8 protein-coding genes and 1 other RNA gene are annotated in these 24979 nt (G+C 50.7%); 4 read left to right on the forward strand and 5 right to left on the reverse strand.

Going from position 1 to position 24979, the window contains the following annotated elements:
• Window positions 1-468 precede the first annotated feature (468 nt).
• Window positions 469-6477, forward strand: a complete 6009-nt coding sequence (locus MXE41_RS06320; protein ID WP_247099887.1) for an autotransporter outer membrane beta-barrel domain-containing protein — start codon at window positions 469-471, stop codon at window positions 6475-6477.
• A 2139-nt stretch (window positions 6478-8616) separates the two neighbouring features.
• Here the strand turns inward: MXE41_RS06320 and MXE41_RS06325 are convergent.
• From MXE41_RS06325 to MXE41_RS06340, 4 genes are all read right to left on the reverse strand, one after another.
• Entirely contained in the window at window positions 8617-9534 is a 918-nt protein-coding gene (locus tag MXE41_RS06325) for an ABC transporter substrate-binding protein (RefSeq protein WP_247099888.1), read from the reverse strand.
• Between the two features lie 1331 nt (window positions 9535-10865).
• Window positions 10866-11885 (reverse strand): ABC transporter permease, encoded by a 1020-nt coding sequence (locus tag MXE41_RS06330; protein WP_246978474.1) that lies wholly within the window; start codon window positions 11883-11885, stop codon window positions 10866-10868.
• A 65-nt stretch (window positions 11886-11950) separates the two neighbouring features.
• Complete coding sequence (locus MXE41_RS06335) at window positions 11951-12136, reverse strand: hypothetical protein (protein WP_247099889.1); 186 nt, start codon at window positions 12134-12136, stop codon at window positions 11951-11953.
• Between the two features lie 482 nt (window positions 12137-12618).
• The gene (locus tag MXE41_RS06340) at window positions 12619-14190 is read right to left on the reverse strand and encodes a sugar ABC transporter ATP-binding protein (RefSeq protein WP_247099890.1); all 1572 of its coding nucleotides are present in this window, start codon (window positions 14188-14190) and stop codon (window positions 12619-12621) included.
• A gap of 2458 nt (window positions 14191-16648) precedes the next feature.
• Between MXE41_RS06340 and MXE41_RS06345 the strand changes: the two genes are divergently transcribed.
• Window positions 16649-17863 (forward strand): LacI family DNA-binding transcriptional regulator, encoded by a 1215-nt coding sequence (locus tag MXE41_RS06345; RefSeq protein WP_247099891.1) that lies wholly within the window; start codon window positions 16649-16651, stop codon window positions 17861-17863.
• Between the two features lie 3167 nt (window positions 17864-21030).
• Here MXE41_RS06345 and nlpI read toward each other — a convergent pair.
• Window positions 21031-22500 carry a lipoprotein NlpI gene (gene nlpI / locus MXE41_RS06350; RefSeq protein WP_247099892.1) on the reverse strand — a complete coding sequence of 490 codons (1470 nt, stop codon included), beginning with the start codon at window positions 22498-22500 and terminating at the stop codon, window positions 21031-21033.
• Window positions 22501-23251: 751 nt separating this feature from the next.
• Between nlpI and ssrA the strand changes: the two genes are divergently transcribed.
• Window positions 23252-23615: a transfer-messenger RNA gene (gene ssrA / locus MXE41_RS06355) on the forward strand.
• 197 nt (window positions 23616-23812) lie between these two features.
• The gene (locus MXE41_RS06360) at window positions 23813-24805 is read left to right on the forward strand and encodes a calcium/sodium antiporter (RefSeq protein ID WP_247099893.1); all 993 of its coding nucleotides are present in this window, start codon (window positions 23813-23815) and stop codon (window positions 24803-24805) included.
• Window positions 24806-24979: the final 174 nt, after the last annotated feature.

The following is a 24979-nucleotide window of genomic DNA, read 5'->3' on the forward strand; positions in this document are numbered from 1 at the left end:
GTGACCAAACAGGCTGACAAGACCGTCCCTCAAAGGCATATCACCTCACCTCTCAAAGCCACTCCATCGACTCAAAAAGGACTTTTCTACGTCCCGTATTGCGTCCGGAATATGGCCCAACGGAGCGCTGCAGGCTGATCACTGAACCGAAAAGCCACTGGCAGCTTATGCCAGCTCTCATATCACTAAAAAAGCACTGCGGTACAAAGGTGAGTATACAGCTTACAACTGGTCATATGCTGACAGTACACCAGCAATGACCAGCTTATCCAGAAGAGCTCATCGGCATTTACGTCCATGAGAACAGCAAACAGCCAGCAATTCCTTGTCATCACAGGCAAGGAATCAGCAGACACCGAGCCGCCCCTGAAGTGAAGCGGCTCCTTCCTGATGAGACCGGGCCTTAAGGCACGTCAGCTCATCAGGAAGCACGAGACAGAACTCACTTCAAATTTCATTACAAAACAGATGAAACTTTCTAACAACGCCATCAAATTCCTGATGGCTCAATATCGTGCAATCTACAAAAACGCCTATTTTAAGGGCATTGCTACAGCTGTAGTACTGACCTCTGCTTTGGCTGCCGGTCAGGCTCAGGCTGCAAAGGACACCAATGCTGTATTTGGTACTCAGAAAGTAACTGACAAGACAATTACCTCTATCGTAATTGATGGTGAGCAATACGAGGCTGCTGATGTAAAGAATAACCTCAAAAACTACACCAAGATTGGAGTTGTTGATACAACTGTCACCAACGACTGGCTTGATGTAAAGATTACTGCAGGCGAAATGGCTAATAATAAGGTCAGTTCCGCCAAGTCTGCAGCTAAGCTTACTATCAAGAACCTTGAGATTGATGCTGGTGCAGTAGGTAGCGGTGCTACTGTTTCTGGTACTGCAGGTCTTGCTACCTTAAACGTATTAGATACTATCACCCTTACTACTGGTACTCTGAAGCTGTCTGGAAAGACTACAGCCGATGCTAATGGTGCTGTTGTTGAGGCTAAGAAAATTGTCCTGAACAATGCAGATGCCAATAATGCAGTTCTTCATATTGGCGGCTTTGCCAAGGTAGGTAATGCTGTTGCGGTTAACAACTCTGGAACCATCACTCGCGATGCTACAGTTATTGATATTGCTAAGAAAGGCACCATCAAGTTCAGTGGCACTGCTGCAGCGGATTCTGTCCTAACTGGTAAGTTTACTGGTGAGGGTGCAGCCACAATCAGCTTTGGCGATGATAAAAAAGGTACCCTTCATACTTTCGGCACACTTGCCAACGCCTCAGTATCAATAGGAACAGGCGAGGCAATCCTTGAAATTGAAAATAATGCTGCAACACCTGATGATGAGGGCACCCTTACTATTACCAAAGGCGGAATCAATTTCGCAAAAGGCGCTGCCGGAAAGCTCTCAATTAACAAGGGTAATCTTGTCTTAGGAGATGAGGTTACAATTACCACTCAAACTGCCGATGCCGCTGCCGGTGGTGTCGTCGTAGGTAACGGCACTAATGAGGCAACTCTCACTGTTAAAAAAGAGACTGTTGACTCATATTTAACCGCTACCAAAAAGGGCATGGTTGACATTAAATCTACAGGCACTTTGATTTTTGCTGGTACTGACGCAATAGATTTAAGTAGTCTGACAGTAAAAGGTACTGCGACTGCAGGAACTATATCTGCAGCAGATGGCGCAAAGATAGGTGCTGAAAAAGTTGTAGTTTCAAGTGCACTAACCGATGGAGCCACTGGTGGCGCTAGCACTGCTACAATTGTTGCATTCGATACTCTCACACTCGGTAACGGCTCTGACGCATCTGACACTTACAAAGTTAAAGGCTTTGAAGCTAAGAACCTTACCTTAAAGGCAGGCTTAGGTGAAACTGCATTCAAGCTTGCTGACGGTGTAACACTCTCCAGCACCAAAGACATTGGTCTGTCTAAAGATGGCAAGAAGATGCTCGGTGCTGACTCCGGCAAGATCACCGGTGATGCCCTTAACCTCAATGCAGCTGCTGCCGCAACTGCCTTAACCATCGCTGCCGGTAACTACGTTACTGTTGGTCAGGATATCACTCTGACCAAGGGCACCCTGGCTGTAAATGGCAACACTGCGACTGTTGATATCAATGGCTCAGGCACCAAGGTTGACAGCTCTCTGACTGTATCAGGCGGTACTCTTACCCTTGCTCCAAAGGACGGTCTGATTAAAGTTTCTGGCTCCCATGCAACTTTAGACCTGACTAAAGCAACCGACATCAAGTACACAACTTTATCTACAGCAGCTTCAAACAATACTGTACAGATAACTGTTGCTGATAAAGGTACCTTAGTTGTAAAGGGCGATCAGGTCGAAAAGCTCATTACCAAGGCCGGTAATGACAACAAAGCCATGTCACTCAACCTGACCAAGGACGGTGTTTTAAAGGTCACTGACAGCCTCAAGATTGAAAGTGGCAAGCTTTCTGGAACAACAAGTGCTACAGCCCCGACTAAGCCAGTAATCAACTTCGACGCTAAAGCAAGTGAATCCGGCGGTATCCTTGATGTTGCTCAGGTTCTGACTATTACCAAGGCAGATACTGAGGTAAATATTGGTGGTGACGGCAAGATCTTCGCTCAGAGCATCATTCTGACTCCTGATACTGCAAATGCCCAGACCAAGCTTGGTTCCGGTAACTACACCATTACCCAGAGCATTGGTGCTGATTCTGACAGCGGTCTTGCCCTCACTCAGGCAGACTCCAAGCTCAACCTCGGTAAGCTTAACCTCATCGAAGGTAAAACTGACCGCTACACTACTGTTGTAGGTGCTGATGCTACCATCGACTCTGACATCACATCATCTGGCAGCATCAATGTTCAGGCCGGTAACTGGACTGCCATTGGCGACCTTAACATTACTGCTGGTACTGTTACTGTTGGTAAAGCAGCCAACAAAGATGCTGACGGCAACATTATCAAGACCTCTCTGACTGTTGAAGGCAAGCTGACTGCTGCTGGTGTTACCGTAGCCAAGGACAGCACTCTCAACGCCAAGGAAGTTCTTGGTGGCGCTGCCTCTGCAATCTCTGTATCCGGTACTGCCAGCATTGCTGGTAAGGCAGGCAAGGACACCGACGCCACTGGTCTGTTCGGTGTATCTGGCGCAGCTGGCTCCATCAAGGTAACTGATGGTGGTGTTCTGAACTTTACTGATACCGCCATGAACGGCTTCTACTTCAGCGGTGACGCCCTCTTAAACGACAAGCTCGCTGACACTGCTATCGATACCGAACTGGGCGCTCAGGTAAACCTGAACTATGCTTCAGGTACTGAACTGACTGATGCACAGCTCTCTGCCCTGACCAAGAAGTTTGACGACGGTCAGACCATTCATGGTATCGTAAACCTTGGTGATGCTACCCTTAAGGGACTGACTCCAAACGAGCAAAATCAGGTTTCCTGGACTGATGCAAATCAGAAGTACGGTAACTACCTGGCTGGCTATCAGACCAATGACCTTAAGAGTGCACAGTTAATTGATGTGTCAACCAGTGGCACAGGTGGCACTGCAACTGAAATCAGTGGTCACTTTGGCTCTGTTAAGACCGATGCCACCTTCGACTCCGGCGCTTCTTTAAGTGTTGAGAAGAAGGGTGGTCTGTACAATGCTGCTGTCCCAGTTGATGCTGACGGCAAGCCAACAGGTACCACCAAGTACTTCGTAGTCAACGCTTCCGGTGATGCTCTTGGCATCAAGCTTGACGACAAGACTGCCGAGTTCGCCCTGGGCGGTGAGGGTACCATTGACCATGTAGCCTTTGGCGGTTCCGGTACTCTGGCTATCGACAAGGGTGCTGGTGATGTTGCCGGTAACGTAACTGTAACCAAGAACATCTCCGGTGGCGCTACCAGTGCTGTTAACATCAAGAACGGTCAGCTGACTGTTGTTGGTGAGGGCAAGAAGGCTGGCGTTAATGTTGGTGTCTTAAAGTCTGAGGCCGGTACCTCATTAAAGACCAGCTCTCTGTCTCTGACCAGCACTACTGACACCTCTTTTATCAATGGCGATGTAGTTGTTGATGCTGAGTCCGGCTCCAAGATCACCCCATCCACCTCTATTGGTCGTATGGGTGCTGAGTTTGGCGGCAAGCAGAATGTCTTTGCAGGCAAGTTCGAGTCTGCTGGCGACCTGGCTTTCCTCAATGGCGGTTCCACTGCTATTAAGCTCGCTGCCGGCGAGACAGCTAAGGTTACTGGCGACCTTGAGGTTTACCAGAATGCCCGCTTAGAGGTTAGTGGCGTCTTAAACATGGCCGCTGGCGATGCTATTCTGGGCATTGGTGAGTACCACCCTGACATTAAGGATGAGAACTCCTCTGGCTTCTTAAGAGCTGATTATTTAGCTCTGGGTACCAACCAGATGGTTCTTGACCCATCCTATGACAGCGCTGCCGGTACTGCAGTTGCCGAGATTGGTGCCTTTACCAGCACCCCGACTGCTGCCAAGCCAGCTGATGTCAGCACCATTACCGGTGATGTTATCGTTGGTCAGAACTCTGCACTGCTCGTTGGTATGACCAAGACCGGCGAGATGGATCTTGATTCTGCCCGTGAGTTCTTAAAGAGCTACCAGGTTAACGGCAACCTTGTTGACCCTGCAAAGGGTGGTGAAGTTGGCGCTCTGCTGTACCTCAACAGCCAGCAGAAGATTGATTCTGGCAAGCAGTTAATTGTTGATGGCACCGCCAATCACAAGACTGCATGGCAGGAGAATGCAGCCGGCGACTACGATAAGGCCACCAAGTATACTGAGCTCAAGAACTATGGTGAGGTAACTGCTTCTGCCAAGGCCGACCTCTACCTCGGTAAGGGCTCCATGCTCGCTCTGGGCGAGGGTGCCAAGAATGCCAGCGGTTCTATCGTATTTGCCGCCAAGGACGCAGCCGTCTTTGCTGAGGAGAATACCCGTATCGTTCTTGACAGCGATAACTTCCTCAAGGGTGACCGCTATGTAACCGTCTTCCAGGATGCTGGCAACAATGGTGTCAAGATTCTTGGTACTGCCGGTAACAACGACATCCGTGTTGAGACCATCAATGGCCTGATGTACTTCAACATGGTTGCCGGTTCCGAGTCTAATGGTGGCACTCTGACTCTGGACACCACCAGAGCTCAGGACGCCTTCTCTGAGGCTTCTGCCCCAATGAAGGACTTCCTCCTTGCTTACACCTCTCAGACCGCTAACTGGAATGAGTTCTACAACGACACTACCGGTGAGGTTAAGCGTGTAACCATGCTGGGCGATGAGGCTGACCAGTCCCTGTTCACCATTGACCAGGAAAATGGCACCTTTGTATCCAAGGTTGATGAAGTCACCGGCCAGGCCCTGGTTAACACTGCCAACTATGAACTGGTAAATGTCGGCACTGCCGAGGCTCCAAGCTACGTTGTTTACCAGAAAGCCTACAACGACTTCCTTGAGGCTGTAGTACGTAACACCAATGGTGCTGACGCTGACCGTGTAGGTCGTATGGGTGTCTTCGGTGGCGCTGCTCAGGCAACTCTGACTGCCGCTGCAACCACCGCTGATGCCGTATCCGGCCGCTTTGGCATGGGTCAGAACAGCTCAGCTCTTACCTTTGCTGACAATGGTCAGGGCAGTGGCATGTGGGTAACCCCTGTATACCGTTCTGCTGACTCCGACGGCTTTGCTGCTGAGGGCATCGAGTACGGTGCAGATGTAAACCTCGTTGGTGTTGCCCTTGGTGGTGACTACTCCTTAGGTAACGGTCTGCGCGTCGGTGGCATGCTCAACATCGGTTCTGGTGATGCCGACGGTCAGGGCGCTGCTCAGGGCGTAACCAATGACTTCAACTACTTCGGTGGTGCTCTGTATGCCGGTTATGCTCTGGACTCTCTGTCCTTCGTAGCTGACCTGTCATACACCAATATCGACTCCGATGTTGATGTTGACACTCTGCTTGGCAAGGCCAGCACCAGCTTTGATACTACCGCTATCTCTGCAGGTGTAACCGGCCAGTACACCATGGACTTCTCCGGTGTACATGTTGCTCCACACGCAGGTCTGCGCTTCACCCGTCTGGATATGGACAACTACACTATCCAGGGCTTTGATGGCACTGAAGTTGGCGGTGTAGAGAACTCTTCTGCCAATGTATTCTCCTTACCAGTTGGTGTTTCCATCTCCAAGGAGTATGCAGGCGAGCAGTGGACTATCAAGCCAGCCTTCGACCTGACCTTAACCGCCAACTTTGGTGATGACACTGTTGACAGCACTGTTGGTTTTGCCAACACCTCCAACCGCGATATCGCCACCAAGTCCGAGTTTGTTGACAGCTTCACCTATGGCACTGCCATCGGCGTTGCTGCCAAGTCAGGCAACCTTGGCATGGGCTTTGGCCTGAGCTATACCGGCTCCTCCAACGTCAAGGAGTTCGGTGCTAACGCCAACGTTCGTTACGTATTCTAATTTCAGGAACTGGCTCCTTTGACAGTCATGGGGCCAGGACCAGGTCCTGGCTCCTGGCAGGCAAAATCCCTGACTGACGGGTTTAACCCCGGCTATCATGGCTGATGCCATGCTGGCTTCTGCAAACGCAGCAGCCACTGTCAGGAGCCTGCCTGAAGTTAATACCAGAAAACTGTTTAAAGCTGCTGAATGTCAGTACTGAGCAACAGCGGCATTTATCTGCGATAGGCAAGCTCGCAGATAATATGCACAGCTCAAGCCGGTGCAAGGCGTCAGCGCTTTACAAAACTAAAAATAAAGGCAGCAACCTGATTTTCAGGAGCTGCCTTTTTACCAGCAAATTATATTGACATATATAAATGAGCAACTTGTTTATCAATTCTCATCAGGCATCGACTTTAAAAGCTGCAAAGCCCAGTTTTTTCAAGAACTTCACAGGGCTCAAAATGCCCTGGTTAATGACGCTCAGGTCAATGGATTATCAGTACCTTGAGCATGAGCTTAACCTAAACCATGCCCCTTACCATGAGTGCTGTATGCTTCTGATACCTTATGCTGGACATAGTCTTTGCCTCAGGGGTGGTATGAGCCTGAGACTTTATGCTGGACATAGTCCTTACCAGGCTTCTGCGCTGACCTAGAACTTTGACCTGACATTAGCATGGCCATGGTAATGGCCGCAGTTTTTCCACTGACCGCAACCATAGACCGTCCTAAAACCAGCCCAAGGCCGTGGCAATATCCTTACCCCTGCATTGGAGCAGGTACAGACCTCACGACTGTTTGTGGCCTTGCAATGAAACAGTGTTTTGAGCCAGATCTTATCCATACAGCAACCAGGCAATTAGCCCTGTACCAGTACAGAACCAGGTACTGAAATTGGCACAGCACCAGGTCATTGCCCTGGCCTGACTGTACTTTTGGCCTCGCGACTGGTCATTATCTTTGACAAGTTTCCTGCGGCTGGTCCAGTACCATGGTGGTTGCGCAGGAGCTGGTCGGATCAATAGCATTTGACACAGCATTAACCGTGGCCATGAAAGAGCTTTCGGGCCTAGTACTGCTCGTATCCTTGAGCATTGTCCTGTCTATGGTCCTTGCCATGGTCCTGGCACTGCTATCAGTCTGGGAGCTGGCCTTGGGACTTAGCATGGAATTATATGCAGTCCCTGCATGGCATAGGCTCAGACACCGGCGCAGAAACAGGAAGTGTAGCAGCCCCGTTCCCATGGACATGAACTTGACCATGATTCCGGCCTTGCACCTGCCATTGCCTTAGCATTGGATCTGGCCTTTGCTTGACCTTGAGCAGCTGACTTGCAAGGTCCAATGATGCTGAAGCTCAAACAATATGATGATGCCGCATGTCTATTCGGCCGTAGCTGATTTCCCCGTATTCCTGAGCTGAGACTGCATGCCTACTAAAGAGGTGATATTACCGCAAGAATGCCTTAGCCGTACGGCTCACATTAAGATCGTATACAGTTGACCAAATGCTGATTGTCGGTCTGACCGCAAAACTACCCAAAACGGCCAGTACCGCCACGCTGATAACAGGCTTTACGTTGCCTGTCAGCCCAATGCTATGCCATGCGTTTTGGATGCAAGCAGATTCTGATTTGTATAACCAATGCAACATAAGATACTTTCTAAAACATAAAGGTTATCACTGCCTGACTTTTTTCATACGCTTTCATGCACTGTCTTTCTTCATGTAATTTACTTATTTGCCCGATCTTGCGCCGGCTTATGTAGCGCTGTGCTGTCTGAGGATGTTCTACATGGACCTGTCTGATACTGTTACGCGATGCTATATTTTGTTCTGCAGTGTTATTCTTAATTCTGCCCGGAGATTGGCTGCCCGTCATGCCATGACCGGTCCGGGCTCTAACCGGTACAGGGCTGGCCTGACCGGTCCGGGCTCTAACCGGTACAGGGCTGGCCTGACCGGTCCGGGCATGGCCGTGCCGGACGGGACCGGGACGGGCCGGATCTGTTCTTCTGTCTGGGGCGATATAGCTACAGGGCCGCGCATCTTGCGATGTGCGGCCCAGTGCGTGTCTGCCACCTCAGGCTGGGGCCTGAGGTGGCTGGCAGGTTGAGTAACAGACTATTTTGATTGTTGCCTTTAATCAGAGATTAGAGGAAGTCAGCCATGTTCTTCTTGGTGATTACGGAAACGCCGGTGTCAACGTACTTCTCGCCAAGATCCTTGCCCTGCATGGCGTCAACGGCAGCCTTAACACCCTCATAGCCCATGACCTCAGGGTTCTGAGCCATAACGGCGCTTAACTGACCGCCTCTTACCAGGGAGAGAATCATGTTGGACTTGTCAAAGCCTACAGCGTAAACGCCCTCACCGAACTCCTTAACGGCATTACCGGCGCCTACAGATGAGCCCTCGTTGGTGCCGAATATGCCTACGCAGCCCTGGTTGAAGTAGTTGGCAGCGATGTCCTTGGCCTTGGCGGTGTCACCGTCAGAGTACTGAGTTGGCAGCACCTCAAAGCCAGTGCCCTTGAAGGCCTCACGGAAGCCCAGTTCACGGTTCACAGTAGAATTGGTAGCAGCATTAACACCTACGATACCGATACGGCCCTTTTCAATGCCATTGGCCTTTAAGGTCTCAATGAGCTTCTCACCGGCGGTCTTGCCGGCAGCCTTGTTGTCGGTAGCAAAGGTCTTTAAGCCAGGGAAGTCAGCAGGGGAGTCAACATAGATGATCTTTACGCCCTGAGCGTCAGCTTCCTTTAAGGCAGCGGTAACAGCTGTAGGACCATTGGCGGCGAGGAGAATTACGTCAGCGCCTGCGGCAACGGCATTGTTAACAACCTCGATCTGCTTGGCGTCGTCCTTGAGATCTGGAGCATTCCACTGCAGCTTTACATTGCCCAGTTCTTCGGCTGCCTTGGCGGCACCGGCGTTAACACGTACCCAGTGCTGATCGTTCTGGTCCATGGTGATTAAGAATACGTTGTAGTCTTCGGCCATGGCCATGGAAGAGGAGGTTAAGGCAGCTGCTGCAAAGAGACCGCATACGAGACGAGAAAGTTTCATAGTAAAAGCTCCTGAATATATCTAAGAGTTTGCTCAGAGCGTAACCGCACCTCGTGGCACGCTCAGGCCATTTATATGATCCTCCTGCGCCACGTTCAGGGTACTCCTGACTGTTCTGCAGACCAGGCGCTCACAGCTGCAGTTGCAAATAATTCCGCAGCCGCGCCCGGCAGGCGCAAGGATCAGATAAATTCTTTTTCACAGGTAAGCAAAGGGACACTGTCAGCACCACCATGCCGGGCCACCATATTCCAGATGATCATGCCGGGGCATCATATGCCTGCCGATATTGCCGGGCCACCATATGCCTGATGGTTATGCCTGGGCACCGTATGCCTGCCGATATTGCCGGGCCACCATATGCCTGATGGTCATGCCGGGGCATCATATGCCTGATGGTCATGCCGGGCCACCATATGCCTTATGGTCATGCCGGTACTCCGGGCACGCAGTGCATGCCAGCCATGGCTGGCCATAGCTGGCATGCAGGGCGGCCTGTCTGCTATATGGGGGCGTGGTCACGCCCTCAGCAGCAGGCCGGACATGCCGCTCATGCATTCAGTGCAGGCATGTACTCAGGCATGTGCTCATGCCTGTCTGTATTCATGCAGACATTCACTCATGCTTGTGCTGATGCTTTCATTAAATTATTTCAGGCCAGTACACACGAAGGGCCGACTGGCGTCCTCGCGCTCTGACCTCCCTGACGTTGCTGGTTGCGCAGCAAACTGCGGGGCTGAATGTGGAGAGGCTGAGCCATGCACAGATATGGCTGCAGCAAGTTGCGTCCGGTCATACACTGCACAGTGGGAAGCTGTGCATAATTGCCTGGCCTTTTTATCGGAGCTGACCTGCATATTATGGCACCTTACGTCACGGCGAGCTGCACAGCACAACATCGCGGTGCAAGGTGAGCTGCAGGTAGCCGCTTCGGTGCATTGTGAGCGACTGGTCACTCAGCACGTCACTGCCTGGGATGCAGGTGACTGAATCCCCCGGAACCTGAATGTAATGGTGCCTGTTTCTGGTGCATGCTGCGCATGTATGGGAAGTACATCGCGGCACTGGTACTGGCATGGACAAGGGGACTGTCATGGGCCATGATCTGGCATGAGCCAGGATCTGGCACTTTTTCAGTCTGGCTGACCTGGTGACCTGCTGGACTGGTGTCCTGCTGTCGCGCATGCCAGTTGCGGGCTGCGTGACGGCATTTTGCGGCCCTGCAGCACAGCACTTATGTGATGCTGGCTGCAGGGCCCCTGTGTTTACCTTTTGATGTGCCTGCCTACAGAGACAGGCTCTTTCACTTTGTGCCCTGAGGGGCACGGTAATTATTTAACTGGATGGAGGAACTTGAAGTTCCTGGTAAAGTTCTTGATGCTGCCGGAACGAAGCATTACATCAAGCAATACTGATACTACCACAATAATGCCGATTACGATATTACGGATAGCCAGTGGAGCACCGGCAAACTGCAGGCCGTTCTGGAGCACACCCCAGATACCTGCGCCGATTACGGTACCCAGCAGCAGGCCCTGACCACCAAAGGTGGAGACACCGCCGATTACGGATGCAGCCACGGCATAGAGCTCATACATATTGCCTGAGTCCATGGTGCCCATACCGGCAGTAGCACAGGTAATCAGACCTACGACACCGGCACAGAAGCTGGAGATAAGGTAGGCCGTGGTAATGGTACGTGGAACGGATACACCTGACAGACGGGCAGCTTCCATATTGGAACCTACGGCATAAATGTGACGACCAGTACGGGTTCTGGAGAGCAGGAAGGCAAAGACACACCATAAGATCAGGGCAATCCAGATAGTGTTGTAGATACCCATGGTCTTGCCATAGTAGAAGAAATTACGGAAGACTTCGGCACCATCGCCAATGGAATCGGTATTGAAGTTGTTATTGACGATCTGGGCAATACCACGGGCTATGGTCATGGTTCCCAGCGTGGCAATAAAGGCTGCCACCTTGCATTTGGATACCAGGATACCGTTGACCAGACCTACAGCCATACAGCAGGCCAGAGCAATAGCTGAGGCCATCCATGGGTCAAAGCCCCTGGTCATAAGGGTGGCTGAAATCATACAGGACATGCCCACTACCGAGCCAATGGACAGGTCAATCTGACCAGTGATCAGCACATAGGACTGAGCAATGCCGATAAGCAGGATTGGGGCAATCTGACGGAGCAGATTGGCAGCATTACGGCTGGTGGCAAAGTAAGGATTCAGATAGGAGAAGGCCAGACATAAAATGACAAGGCCCAGGCCTACGGTAACAACCTGACCCATGCCACGAATGGCAAAAATACGGGCAATGAAGCTCTGGTTTTCCATAATAGTATCCCTGAATAAGCAAACACGAGCAGAGTATATTCAATTGTCTGAGGCAGCAAACTGCCTCACAGCGCTTCTGAGGTAAGAACAGAGTACCTGATATCAGGGACATCGATGATATCCATGACATCAGGTACATCAGAGCAGTGCATGCGACCATGCTGCCATACGGCCATGCAGCTCATGGACTCCATTACTTCCATGGCCTGCATGACATCCCGGCCCTTTGCATGTGCAGACAGCTGCAGCATACAGAAAAGAATGAAGCACTGCTGTATGACAGCCTGGCTGGCTGGAAACAGGCTCGCCTGAGCCGGCAACTGCCGGCTCTGAGCCTGAGGCCCAGCCTCAGGCTCAGCCTCAGCCAGGCTACACCAGGCTGACGGATGCTGGATATGGTCTGCAGGCCTGCTTGCCTGCAGGCCTTGCCTGCTGAGCCACATTGAGCCACGACAGCCGTCTGGCATGAACGGCCCTGATAGCTGACAGCCCCTGGGAAAGGGGCTTACCTTTTGATGTCTTCCCTGCAGCAGCTCAGCCCTGTGGTGGCTGCGTCTGCTGCACAACTGATGCTGCCGCTGCAGTGGCTGTTGCCACTGCTTACGGCGGCAGCTGCGACTGCGGCCATAGGCCGCTGTCGCAGGTCTGATTTGCGCTGAAATGTATTATTTGCAGGTGGCGGTTAATCATCTGGCATGCACCTGAGGTTCATGCCGCTTTGCTGCGCTGCAGCCTATGATGCATCTCGGGATTCCTGATCAGAGGCCAGCTTGTTTTCAAAGGTAGTAGCCAGCTTCATGATCTGCTCCTGAGTGGCCTCACGGGCCATCAGCTCACCTGTTACTCTGCCATCACACATCACGATAATGCGATCGGCAATACCCATAACCTCAGGCAGCTCCGATGAGACAAACATAACGGCTACCCCCTGCTGCTTGAGCTGATTCATGATGTTGTAAATTTCGACCTTGGCAGCCACGTCAACACCACGGGTAGGCTCGTCGAAAATTACAACCTTAGAGTCACGTGCCAGCCACTTGCCGATAACCACTTTCTGCTGGTTACCACCTGACAGTGAGGCGGCATCGTTTTCTACATTGGAAACCTTGATGGCCAGATCTTTTACTTCCTTGTCTACAGCTTCCTTCTCGGCCTTGCGGATAACAAGACCCAGAGCTGATGACATCCAGTCGAGATTTGGCAGACCAATGTTTTCTCTGATTGGCAGCTTGGTGCACAGACCGTCACGCTTACGGTCTTCAGGAGCCAGCACAATACCGGCCTTAATGGCATCGGCCACATTATTAATCTTTACTTCCTGACCATTGACGATAATCTCACCGGACTCCTTAGGATCCACACCGAAAATGGCCCTGGTAGTCTCAGTACGACCTGCGCCCATCAGACCTGCTATACCAAGAATCTCGCCACGGCGTACCTTGAGGTTGACGTCACGTACCGTACGTCCGGCATTGAGGTTCTTAACCTCAAAGAGCACTTCACCGGCCTCACACTCCACACGAGGGAAACGGTCAGTAATCTCACGGCCCACCATATGGGCAATGATCTGATCCATTTTGTTCTCGTCAAAATCCATGGAGGTGATGTAGTGACCATCACGCATGATGGAGACACGGTCTACGATGTGCTTGAGCTCTTCAAGACGGTGGGAGATATAGACAATGGATACACCTTCGCTCTTGAGACGTCTGATCATATCGAACAGATCGGAAATTTCATTGGAAGTAAGAGCAGAGGTAGGCTCATCCATAATAAGAATGCGGGCATTGCAGGACAGGGCCTTGGCAATTTCCACAATCTGCTGTTTGGCAACAGAAAGGGTTGAGGTGATGGCAGTAGGAGGGAAATCTACATTGAGGTGGTCAAGAACTTCACGGGCAGCATTGTTCATTTCACTCTGACGCAGCCAGAAACCACCTGCTGATGCTTTCTCACGGCCAAGGAAAATGTTCTCAGCAACTGTAAGATGCTGACACATGTTAAGTTCCTGATGGATGATGGCAATACCCTGTTCACGGGCCAGATCACCAGTCTGAGCCTTGATGCTCTTACCGAAGATCTCCATATCGCCGCTGTCACGGGTATAAATACCGCTTAATATCTTCATCAGAGTTGATTTGCCTGCGCCGTTTTCTCCGAGCAAAGCCAGAACTTCACCCTTGCGCAGCTCAAAATCAACATCAACCAGAGCAGGTACGTCATTGAATGACTTACAGATACGTGACAGCTTTACTACTGTCTCTTTCTGCCCTGCAGCAGTCTGTGGATTAGTGGCATTTTCCATAGCACAGCCCTCATTTATTGGCCAGGTTCATGCTGTACACAGCACCAAAGGTAATTGTATAAACAGCCGCCCCTGAAAAATGAGATTTACATCTCACTTAGAGAAATGACTATGCAAACGATTGCATGAAACCGCATCGAGATCACATTTTTCAAAAAATTTTTCCAGTCTGACCACCCCACCAAAACAGGCTTATATAAGCCATTTATAAAACAGCCAAAAACACCCCTCCCACCTTTTGCAAAGATTTTCACACCTCAACCACAGCAAGAACCCAACTTTTTATCCCCTAACAGCCCAAAAATACTGGTAACGTTGCTATCAGCATAAGTATCGTATTTGTCACCCAAAAGTCCGTACCCTGCCACTCCGCACATCTCACCTCCAAACAACCCGGCCTTCCCAACATCCAATCACCTCGGCCTCTGCCGCTGCACGGCAGCCCGAAAAACGGCCCACAATACCACCACCTGACAGACTCTCTTAGCAAATTCAGCCACTGTTTAAGCCATAAGAGCCATGGACTGAGCCGTGATCAAGCCATTGCCAATCCCATGGCCCATGCTGCAGCATAGTCGCACATTTACGCAGACACTCCCAAGAATATGAGGGTGCTGGATACGCTGCCGTTGCCCAGCTGATTAGGACGGATAGAGTTTGCAGCCACAGCCACAGCCACAAGAAAGCATATACCTGTGCCAAAGCCACTGTTCAAAGGCTGCAATAACAGGAGCTGCAGCCTCATTATGAAGATACAGGTGCACGTGCAGGTGCCGCAGCTGGTCCTGAAGCAGTGGCTGTAGCTTTGGCCTCTGGGGCAGATGACGATACGTGCTGTCTCAGGCAGAACGTAGCATCCTCATCTGGCTGAGCAAGGGCACAGCCAAAGCCAGTGCAAAGGCGCACTACAGGACAGCATCAGGTCAAAGGAGCAGCCAGTGGCAAAAAGCCAGTGAAACAGCATGATCATAAGGACAGGAATCTTTGCCATGAACGAAGCTCACATAGGCCTGTACTGAAAGGGACTAAGACGTAGCCCCAGAGAGACTGGCTTGCTGAGGTGTGGTGATTGACTTGCCTGCTTTTGCAGCTGGGTACTCTGGTCATGCCCAGCACTGGCCTAAATGAATAGGGGAGTTTGGGTAGATTCCTTTGCTATTGCCGCTGCAGAGCCGCAGGCACTGCAGTGGCATGTGGTCAAAAGGGACCACTTTGAGCATGGGTTAGCACGACTGAGACTGGTTGAGACGGTGGACATAGACGCTCAAACAGCTTGAGCAGCTTGAGCAGTTCGAGTGACTTGCGCAACTTAGTGACTTCATGAGCTCAGGTGGGGCAAGTCTTACAAGCTGCTCAAATACCGTGTTTATAGGAAAAACAAGCTCATATCCCACACAAAGGACAAACTGGAGACTGCCATGAAAGTAAGAAAGCAGAAAGCATACATTCGGCTTGTTGGCTGGCTTGCCTGCCTGCTGGCTTGCTTGCTGATGGTCTTGCAGGTCTGCAGCCACATATGTATCCATATGGCAAGCTAATGGGTGAAATGGCTGGCAGAGGTGATGTTTTATTGGGGTATATGACTGGCAGTCAGACTATTGCAGCGCTTGGACTGAGTATTTGCCTTTGAGGCAGATCACGGCAACTTTGCTGAGATAAGTGGTAATGGCCGTCTTTTGAGCCGATGGTTGGGCTGAAAATCGCCGCTTAGAAACCATGGAGCAGCTGCCGATATGAGTTTTTCGAGGAAGGATGCGTCCGTGCATTGCATGGCTCAAGGGCAGCAGTATCAGAAGGTGCTTTTCTGGTGAAGATGGCCTTTGACCCGGAGGGCTCTTGTGGTGGGTAAGCACTGCTCCTTGCTCTACTGTGCCAGTGTGGGTTTGGCTGACTATGCCGCTGCTTTGCTGTGCTGATGTGGGGTTTAGTGGAGCTGAGCTGTTACCCTACTGTGCCAATGTGGGGTGTTACTAAGCTTTGCAATTGCACTTCTGTGCCAGTATGGGGTGAGGCTGAGATGCCTATTGCCCCACAGTACCTGTGTGGTGTGGCAGACCTGTGCAGTTGCACTACCTTGCCTGTGTGGGGTGTGAGTGACTATGCAGCGGCTTTGCTGTGCTGATGTGAGGAGTGACTGAATTGTTGCAGTGCCCTGCTTGCCGATGATCTTATGGCTCCGGGCATGGCCACATGGGCTTTGCTGTGGTGGTGTGGTCATATGGGGCATTATGGCCTGAGATTAGGGCTGTAAATGTCTTAATACGTGACACCGGTGGCAAAATTGGCTTAATCCCCCTTTTTTGGTACTAGTTGCTGCAAAAGTGCTGTAAGCTGTATACATATTGCAGCAAATTGTCAGCAATTTGCCCTGCAATAATGAAAATGGCAGTGCATGAATACCTGTTTAATCAACTTTGCTGCCACAACAAAGGTTTGCATTAATCTGGAGAGACACAGTATGCCAGAGTCTATTACCGACATAGCCAGAGCCCTGAAAGTGGCTCCATCAACTGTCTCCCGTGCCTTATCGGCTCCGGAAAAGGTCTCACCTAAAACAAGACAGAAGATTCTGGAGTACACAAGGAAAGTTGGCTATCACCCTAATATCTCAGCCCGCAATCTGCGCAAGCAGCAGTCCCGCACCATTGGTATTGTGGTCAACGATCTGTGCGACATTCTCATTGCACAGGCAGCCAATATCATGCAGGACACAGCCTACAAGCGTGGCTACTTCCCGGTACTGCTCTCCACAGATGAAAGCCCGGTCAAGGAGCGTGAGTCTTTTGAGCGTCTGCTTGTGCTCAATGCCTGTGGTGTAGTGATTATTCCTTCATCGGCCACAGCCTCACTGCTGCCTGCCATCAACAATATCCCTGTAGTAGAGCTCGACCGCAGTACCTCTACCAACATCAATGATGAGTTCCGCATGGATGATACTGCCGCTATGCAGATGGCCACCAGTTACCTGCGTGACCAGGGCTGTCGTCATCTTGCCGTAGTATTTGGCAATATCGACCGTATCTCCTCATTTAAATCACGTCATCTGGCCCTGACCCAGTGTGCCTATGATGATATTGAGTACAGCTCCTTTTTCATCAAGGACGTCAATGCCGACGGCCTTATCAATGATGCCCGCCGTCTGACCAGCAGCCTGATTAACACCTGCACCGGAGTCATAAGCTCAAAAGACAGCAGCTCAGCTGCCCAGAGCAATGGCAAAGGCACTTCAGCCTCAGCCTCAGCAGCTGCCGATGCTGCTGCCCCGGCAGCAGGTGGCCGCAAAGTCTCAGGCAAGTCACGCAAATCAAAAACAACTGCCTCTCTTGCCGATGACTGCAGCGATATCCTGCTGCCAACCAGTGCCACTCCGGAAAGCTGCCGTGCCAGCCAGCCAATAGACGGCTTTATTGCAGCCAACCACTCCATTGCTGCCGGTATACTGCAGGCCTGCTATGACCAGGGCATTGAAATCAATAAGGATCTTCGTATCTTTACCTTTGATAACCCGGCATGGCTGAGCATCCTGCCATATCAGGTAGCCAGCATTACTCATCCTCTGGTCAAGGCAGCCGAGCTGGCTATTAACCGCCTTATTGACCGTGTGGAGGGCAAATACACCGAAACAGCCGAAGCCCGCCTCCTGCGTCCTGCCCTCAAGGCTACCAACCGCTAAAAGCGCAGGCCAGCAGGCCAGCGTCCACAGCAAACACAGTTCAAAACAGCAAAAATCACCAGTAATCTCAAGCCCTCGTATCTGCAACAGATACGAGGGCTTGCAGCTTCATGTGGCTTAGAGTTCAAACACATACCTGCTGCCAAGGCAACACCTGTCCGACCTAATTCTTAGTGACAACTTCAATGCTGCCCGCAATACAGCCTGCCTGATAAGTCCCTCCAAAGTCTCCACATTCAAAAAGCCAACCTCAGCAATAAGCTCCTGCCATAATTCATATTATTCTTCAGGACCAACCGTTTACTGGATGAAGTATGAGAAGTGGCTTTTGAGAAAGACGCAATACGGCTGAAACCTAGTGAAAGATTCATAACACTTTGTAAAGTATTTTCGAACTACTAAATCTCTACAGACACGTTAGTGCTTTTGTGATTTGCTGCTTTACAGTTTTGCAGGTTAAGCAAGATGGCCTAAATGGCAGTCAAGTGAGGGTGAATGGTGCGGCTTAGGGCATGGGCTTTTCTGCCAAGGGCAGATGGAAACAGCACTCTTATGAGGAATACGTTAATCCCACGGCCCTAAACGACAAAGATTTCCGCTTATGCTTACGAGCCCGGATAAGGCTTAAAATTGGGATTTGCAGGTGGCTTTGGGCAGGGCTAAGGGCACGATACGATGTCGATACAGTCAGTTGCTTATTTGGCTGCCATTACCAAATCTGGTTAGCAGCAATTAGACAGGGCACTTGAGATGAGCTGACTGTTGAGCTGGAGGTGGGGAGTGGCTTTTGAGTATTGATAAAACTTTTGGAAAGTATCCTTAGGCTGGATTTTCAGGTGCTTTTCAGCATAAGGTTCCAGACTTACGGTTCCACAGTACAGCACGGCATTAAAGCTGACAGGCAACTGACTAAGGGCAAATTGATTTACTATGGCTGCCGTGCATAAGGGCATAGACACCGGGTTACGGTAGTGCTCGTGTAGCCATTTAGACTGCTGGGATGCAAGCTACCGATGTACTTCAAATCAATGGGCAACACCACTGAAATACATATGCAGTAGCCTGCAGCTCCCCGCCATGAGTGGCATGCCATGCCAGCAGCCAGTTACTCAAGATCCATTACCCTCATAGCCAATGATGCCATCTGAGCTACAGGTTCAGATTGCCATACAGAGGCTGTAAGTTGTGTGCCGTAGCTGCTCAGGCTACTTCGTGTACGAATGGCTCTGCAGGGGTATTACTGGACATTGAGGGCTGGTACAGCCTAAGGCCTGGTGAGAGTATGCTGAGATGAGTGGCTGGTGAGCAATGATTGGCCTTGAACATCATGAAACGGCAGATGCCAGCAAGACCAAAGGATCGGGACCACCTCAGTGAACACCGTGGTGACCGCCGTGGTGACAGCTCCCAGGCTTTACAGCGTTTTGCAGAAACTTACATTTCTTGCATCAATCGTTGCATTGATGATATTCAATTATCACCAGATTAACTGCTCCTCCCTTGCAACAGGTACGCAGCAAATGTTCGCAATGTGGTTTGCAAATTTGCAGATAATTGCATTCCTTGCAGCAGATGTTGCATGGACGTCATTCAATAACCACCTGGTCAATGGTCACTTACCCTTACACATCCCTGCATCCAATGGCTCACCCGTATGTTGCAGTCTTTGCAGTGAATTGCATTCATGGCAGAATCTATTGCATGGATATTATTCAATAACTACCTGATCAACGGCTCCACCTGCCAACAGTCCTTCATCCACTACAGGCCTATGACAATTGCAGACTTTGCAGTTAACTGCACTCCTTTCAGCTACCTTTTACATTTCTTGCAGCAAATATTGCATTGAGATCAACAAATAGATGGTCGAACCTAATGCCTCCATGCCTATCCTGACGATCATGAGCCTGCATGGGCTCCATGGTAGCCCTGGTCCTTCGAAACATTACATGGTATGTAATTTTATTGCATATATAAAAATCGATAATGGACCTAAAGGAGACCTGCGTCACTTGTCAGGCAGCTTTACTAATGGATTCTTCGGCTGAAAAAATTGCAGTTTATTGCAATTTTTGCAACATTTATTGCAACAATGGAGGATAGTGCCCCTGCAGGCTGTTGGGCAGTACACAGTATGTGCTGTTACTTGTTTGGTTATTTTTTTGGGGATAGCAGATTTGCAGGTATCTGATTGCCTGGAGAATCTGATGCAGAAAGGACGAACAGGCCAAATGCTACTGTTGCCAGTATGCATTGGGCTGCTACTTTTTTGGAGAATGCAGATTTTGCAGGTATTGATCTCTGCAGAATCTGCTTACATGTGAGACGGTATGGGCACCTTGCGGCTACTGAATGTATGCGGCAGATGCATGAATTTTATTTTAGTTTGCATATTTCAGACTCTGCATGTGTGCAGAGTCTTATGCATGGGGAGATACAGGAAGACCTGCGGACTATCCAGTTAGTCCGCATAAGCGCAGGTCCTTCAAACTGACGGATTTTGCAGCTTTTCGGTGACTGCAAAACCGCTGGCATGTGAGATGACCACAGCGTCTGTGATTAAGTCATCAGTACGCTTGCGGTTCATTACTTTATTCAGACTCAGCCATTCAGAGTATGCATGCTTTACTGAGCCTGTAGCATGTGACAAGTCCGTACACCATCCCTTTACAGGCAACTGCTGAGAGCTGCCCTGCATTTTGCGGTGTCGGTTCTTATATATTATCAAACTCTGCAACCTTTGCATTGACTGCAGAGACTTTTGCATGTGAGATCTTTAAAGGACCGGCACTCAGCTCATCATGAGCTGTTGCCGGTCCTTTAACTTTTTGACTGAGCAGGGTTTAGCCCCTTGCCAAGTCTGCAGCATGTGGTGCTGCCCGTTCCCATGGCTGCAACCCTTGATGGGGTGCATACTGAAATGCCCATGGGAGCGTGCAGATTTTACAACATTTGTTGTGCTTACTGCATCGGTTGATCGTGACTTTTCTTCAGTCTCGCAAAGCTGTATTTGTTCTTACTGGAACTCTGCAGCCTGCAGCAGACCAGAGGAGTGAGTTTATTATGCCTGATTTACGGCATTTTTATGGCCAAAGGCCTCTAAGTATATTGCTGCACTGACACAGGTCTTACTGTCAAACTTTTCGGGCTTTGAGTTGCCTGACGCTTTAATCTTCTTTGGCTGAGCCATGCTCATTTGATGAGGCAGTGTTCTTTGAACTGGAACCAGGCTGGGCTTTGGTCTTATCAGCTGCCTTGCCGTCAGTCATGTCGATTGTCTGGCCTGCAGTCTTTGCTTTTGCTTTCCCGGCTGACTTGGCGGAGCTCTTGGTTGTAGACCTGGTTGAAGCCCTGGCCGAATCCTTTGCTGAATCCCTGGCAGAATCATTTGCAGCTGATTTGTCAGGTGCCTTGCCGACAGCAGGGGATGCTGCCGGGTCTGCAGCCATGTATGCAGACTGGGATGCAGGCATGGATGACTGCTGAGCTGCCTGTTTGGATGATTGCCGGGATGTATTGCTGGTTGCGGCATTGCCTGCGGCCTTGAAGGCTGGCTGGTCTGCTGTGGCTTTGGTGTCGATGAGCTTGCGCTGAGCCTCAAAGTAGCGGTGGGCCTCGTCGGCCTGCTCCTCAAGCTGCTCATTTCTTTTGCGCTGCTGCTCTTTGGCCTGAGTGTCGACAATGGCTACGGCCTCAAAACGCTTGAGGCGCATGATTTCCATCATGGCGTAACGGTATTCAAGGTAGCCGGTGACACTGGTGGCCATGGACAGGTGGAAGAGGTCATAGGCTCTCTTGTACTGTCCTTCAAACTGGGCAAGCTTGGCCATGTAGAAATAGGCCTCGCACAGACGACGTCCTCTTTCTACATTATCGATTGCTGCCTTGCGCAGATCAGCAATCATCTTTTTGGAGCTGAGCTTGCCGCTCAGGAAGTCGAGCACCTCAAGGCCCCATGGAACCTTTTTGTCTATGGCATTGCGACGTTCGATGATTTTCTCAGTGGCATATTCCTCACCGTAGACATCACGCTCCAGAATGTAGAGCCATGCAATACGGAAAGGGTCATTTTTGTCAAATTCGTAGAACTTGAGCAGATCGGTTATACCAAGCTCGGATCGGCCACCGTAGTAAAGAGCAATGCCCCGGTTAAACCAGGCAAATTTCTCTTTGGGATCGAGCTCCAGCACTGAGTCATAGGCATCATAGGCTTCAGCAAAGCGCTCAGCTGAGGCAAGGTAGATACCCAGGAAATTGTAGGCCTGAGGGAAATCAGGAACTTCTACCAGAGCATTGAGAAACATGTTGCGGGCTGTGACATCAAGACCAAGCCGGTCGTAGATAATGCCCAGCTGATAGAGCAGCTGAGCCTTCTGCTCACGGGTTATGCCCGGATTTGCAAGGGCAGCCGTAAACTGAGTGAGCAGCATCTGATACTGCTCTCTTTCAGCAGCATCAGGCAGTACCAGTATGGTTTCATCCTTATCAATAGAAAAAGGAGCATCCAGCGCCGGAGTAAAAGGTCCGCCGTTGTTAACGGTGCAGCCTGACAGGCCGTAGACAGCCATGGCCAGCACTGACAGCTTTAATCCCTGAGAAAGCAGCTGATGCAACCGCCTGGTAATGAATTTATGCATTGGGTAGCCACACAATAATTTCAAAATGCCAATGTCGGCAATTATAAGACAAACTCTTATTGTGCCATGGCTTTTGCAAAATTTAATAGCCTCAGCCATTTAACGGCCCATCATGGTGCCTGCCCAGCACATACGCCCCAGGCAGGCACCATCCGGGCTACAAAAAGCCTGCTGCAACCCTGACTTAATCCAGCTCCCGACCTCAGTCAGGCCATGAAACTCAGGCATACCGCCGCCATTCATCTCAGCTGCCATGCGGCTAATCATCCAGGCTGCTATGCAGCCTTTGATATGGGCTGACCGGGGCAGCTCACAGGGACGCTCAGTCAACTTCGCATCCGGCATTTATCTTATGGCTTGTAGCAGATTTCATCTCTCATCGTTCGCCCGTAGACTGACGGCTTGCCCCATTGCCCATAGCCCATTGCCCCCTTTTCTATTGCCCACTCCCCCTTACTCCTTACCCAGTGCCTGTCAGCCACTGATCAGCCCAGGGTGAGGCCATGCAAGCCAAGAAAAGGGAGATGTAAGGGGCTGTAAAGACTGCCTTACTGTCCATATGAAGAGAGGTCCTGGCATGTAGGGCACCTGTCCATGTCCAGACATGATGCCCAGGCCTTGCCGGCTCGTGGCTGACTGTCGTCAGGCCGGGACCTCAAAACCATGGCCTGCTCAGTCATGCCGTTGCAGGAGATTTTGTTTGCTGCATCTTGCATGATGGCATTTAAAGACATATAATCGGGGCACCCTTGGGGGTGATTCTGGATTCGACCGGAAGTTACCGAGCCTGAGGTGCATGTCGAGGGCGGATTGCCTCGTAAAAAGTCCTTTAAAATAGTCGCAAACGACGAAAACTACGCTTTAGCAGCTTAATAACCTGCGTAAGGCCATCGGTGTTAAGCCCTGCTGGTGTCGCTTAGCAAATCCGGTGTCAGTTTCCTCATCAGCTCGTGTGGAAGCTTCGCTTGAGGTGGAAGCATTAAATCTTTTATCAAGCTGGATATTTGGTGGCGTGACTCTCCGCAGCCAGTATTGAGATCAAAGAGAAGTCTAAACATGTAGTACCGACGGTAGAGTCTTTTGGGACGTGGGTTCAAATCCCACCACCTCCACCAGAATTCTCAAACAAAGCCTCAGACGGTTTAAAAGCACCGTTTGAGGCTTTTGTTTTTTCAGGCCTCCCATAAGCCCTTCTAAATGGCACCCGACAGCCACCCTGGCCGTCAAAAGACATTCCTAAGCTTGTGCCATTACAATCACACCCTGTCTGTATTAACAGTATCCTTGTAACAGCAAACTGCATGAGGTAAATATGCTTCTTCCTGCTGCGGCCATAGTAGTTGGCCTGATTTTATTAGTTTGGAGTGCTGACCGCTTCGTTGACGGAGCAGCAGCAACAGCCCGCTACTTCGGCATGCCGGCTCTGCTTATCGGTATTATCATCGTGGGCTTTGGTACATCAGCCCCTGAGATGGTGGTTTCAGCCCTGGCTGCCAGTGATGGCAATCCAGGTATTGCCCTTGGTAATGCCTATGGCTCCAATATCACCAATATCGGCCTGATTCTTGGTCTGACCGCCATTATCAGCCCGGTAGCCGTATCATCTCAGGTACTGCGCAAAGAACTGCCAGTACTGCTGGCCGTTACTGCTCTTGCCATGTTCCAGGTTTGGGACAATGAGATTACCCGCCTCGATGCCTTTATCATGATCGCTGTATTTGCTCTTATCATGGGCTATACCATTTACCAGAGCCTGCAGGAGAGAAATAAAAAGGTAGTACCAGACCCTGACGAGGGGAAAGAGGATGAAGGAAATGACATGCCTTTATCCCGTGCCATCATGTGGCTGGTCATTGGTCTGCTGTTACTGATTGCCAGCTCCCGCATGCTGGTCTGGGGTGCAGTTGAGATTGCTACTGCCCTGGGTGTCAGTGATTTGATTATCGGCCTTACAATTGTGGCAGTAGGCACCTCACTGCCAGAGCTGGCCTCCTCCATAATTGCTGCCATGAAAGGAGAGCATGACATTGCCCTTGGCAATATCATTGGCTCCAATCTCTTTAACACCCTGGCCGTTGTAGGTATTGCCGGAAGCATCTCCCCAATGATAGTAGAGCCTGAGGTCTTCTACCGTGACATGACAGTCATGGCCGGTCTTACTCTCTTTATCCTCATTGTAGGCATAGGTATCAAAGGACCAGGCCGTATCAACCGTGTTGAAGGTGGCCTGATGCTGGCAACATACATTGGCTACACAGCCTATCTTGTCAGCACCACCTTTGTCGCAGCCGCCCCGTCAGCCTGATGCCCTGGATGGCCGCCAGCCTGCGGCTGCGGCCATCCACGGACGTCACGCAACCCGGCACGGCGTGCCAGCCACGCTGTGCCGCCACAGACAGCAGCCTCAGTCCCCTGAGGCTGCTGTTTTGTTTTCAGCCCGCTGAAATGAACCATGAGGCTGACCTCCAGCGTTCCTCTA

Source organism: Anaerobiospirillum sp. NML120449 (assembly GCF_023051105.1).
Lineage (GTDB): Bacteria > Pseudomonadota > Gammaproteobacteria > Enterobacterales > Succinivibrionaceae > Anaerobiospirillum.